At 37.9% G+C, this 2,258-nt stretch carries 3 protein-coding genes; all 3 read left to right on the top strand.

Annotated features, from left to right (window positions below):
• The first annotated feature begins 2 nt into the window (after window positions 1–2).
• Entirely contained in the window at window positions 3–1,283 is a 1,281-nt protein-coding gene (locus CL42_RS15885) for a cation transporter (RefSeq protein ID WP_004910216.1), read from the top strand.
• An 11-nt stretch (window positions 1,284–1,294) separates the two neighbouring features.
• On the top strand, window positions 1,295–1,555 hold the full coding sequence (locus tag CL42_RS15880; protein WP_004665962.1) for a FeoA family protein: 261 nt from the start codon (window positions 1,295–1,297) through the stop codon (window positions 1,553–1,555).
• Window positions 1,545–2,258, top strand: a 714-nt coding sequence (locus tag CL42_RS15875; RefSeq protein ID WP_035270849.1) for a FeoB small GTPase domain-containing protein, incomplete at its 3' end; no start/stop codon positions are given. The genes CL42_RS15880 and CL42_RS15875, both read left to right, overlap by 11 nt.

Genomic DNA, 2,258 nt, shown 5'->3' with positions numbered 1-2,258 from the left:
CTATGAGTGGCTGTGGATGTAGTAAAGAAACACCATGCGAAGATAAGAAATCTCAACAAGAAAATCATCCATCAATTGCAGAAGCAAGCAATTCAAAGAATTGTGATAATACGCCTAGCTGTTGTGGTGAAGAGGAAGAAGAAAAATCTTCATCTCCTTGCTGTAACACTTCAAACAGTTGTGAAGATACCGCTCAATCCTGTTGTGGTTCTGATCCCAAAGAAAATTTAAGCACTGAAAACGTTTTAAAAGATTCGCACTACATGAGTGAATACTTAGTTCCCAAAATGGATTGTTCTGCGGAAGAACAGATGGTTCGTATGGCGCTATCTTCAATTGATGGTGTTCAAAAACTCATCTTTGATTTACCTAACCGGTCTTTAAAGGTTCTACATAATCAAAAAGATGAAAATATAACTACCAAACTTGAAGCTTTGGGTTTTGGTGCAAAGCTTGTGAAGACTGAAACTTATATAAGCAATCAACAGGCTAAGCAAACAAGTACCTATACCATTCCTAAAATGGATTGCTCTGCTGAAGAGCAAATGGTCCGTATGGCTCTTGCAGATATTGAAGCAGTTAAAGGTCTTACTTTTGATCTTCCCAATCGAAAACTGAAAGTCTTCCATAATGAAGGGAGTCAGCAAATTACGGCCAAACTTGAAGGACTGGGTTTTGGGGCGAAACTTGATGAAACACAGCTTTCTACAGGCGATATACCTAATGAACCTGATCCTGTGAGACAAGCTAAAGTACTTAAACTGTTATTAGGCATTAATGCTCTACTGTTCTTTATAGAATTCATCAGCGGAATTATTGCTGCGTCTACAGGATTGATTGCTGATTCTCTAGATATGTTTGCCGATGCAGCCGTTTATGGTATTGCGCTATATGCCGTCGGAAAAGCTGCGAAATATCAAGTGAAAGCAGCCCATTTCGCAGGTTGGATTCAGTTATTACTTGCTGTCATCGTGATTATTGATGTCATTAGACGATTCATGTTTGGAAGCGAGCCAGAATCAACGCTCATGATTGTTATTGGCCTGCTCGCACTTATAGCTAACGTGACATGCTTATATCTTATTTCTGGTCATCGAGAAGATGGCGCACATATGAAAGCCAGTTGGATTTTCTCGGCGAATGACGTTGTGGTAAATATGGGCGTTATATTTGCCGGTGTACTCGTGGCGTGGACGGGATCAGCTTACCCAGACTTAATCATTGGCATCCTGGTTTCTTTATTCGTGCTTAATGGTGCTCGAAAGATTTTGGCTTTGAAGTAAGAGTATCGAAAATGAATCTATTTCAAGTTAAACAAAATCAGATCGTCAAAATTAGAGATCTCAAAAAAGGTAATCAATACAGTCATACCACTGATCCCGTATTGGAACGGCTCCAACTATTAGGTTTTAGAGAGGGTGAAACTCTACAAGTACTCGCTAAAGGTGTTTTTGGCGGAGATCCTGTTTTAGTTCAAATTGAAACTTCAAGATTCGCATTAAGAAAGAATGAAGCTGAAAGAATTTTTGTAGAGTTAGTATCCAATGAAGATTAAGAACATTGCATTAGTCGGTAATCCAAATTGCGGAAAAACCTCTTTATTTAATACGCTTACTGGTACGCGACAAAAAGTTGCCAACTATGCTGGAGTTACCGTAGAAAGAAAAGAAGGTTCTTTTAAATTACCTTCTGGTGATGCAGTACGAGTATTGGACTTACCCGGAACTTACAGTTTAAAACCTAGTAGTTTAGATGAAGAAGTCACCAGGGCAGTTTGTTTGGGCGAGCTAAAAGGTGAAATTCTACCCGATATTTTTATATGCGTTGTAGATGCCACAAATTTAAGCTTACATTTGAGCTTGGTTCTCGAAGTTCGTGCTCTAAATCGCCCTATGATTCTTGTATTAAATATGATGGATGAGGTCAAAAAGCGTGGTATTTCCATTGATAAGGATAAACTGTCTCAACTGTTAGGTATTCCTTTAGTTGAAGCTGTCGCAGTTAAAACAAAAGGAATTCAAGATTTAATTAATCAATTAGATCAAAAAAATCTTTTTATTACTCCTTATCATTCTGAATTAAGTCATTTTGAACAGGTCAAACAAATCACCAAACAAGTTATTTTAAATAATGACAGTGGTGATAAAAGAACCGCATTTCTAGATAAAATTTTTCTACATCCTGTATTGGGTTTAGTAATCTTAACTTTAACCATGTTTGTGATGTTCCAGGCGGTATTTATATGGGCAACGCCTGGC

This window comes from Acinetobacter sp. Ver3 (assembly GCF_000632455.1).
Taxonomy (GTDB): domain Bacteria; phylum Pseudomonadota; class Gammaproteobacteria; order Pseudomonadales; family Moraxellaceae; genus Acinetobacter.
Note: the sequence above shows the minus strand (reverse complement) of the source record. Positions and strands in the feature narration are given on the sequence as shown.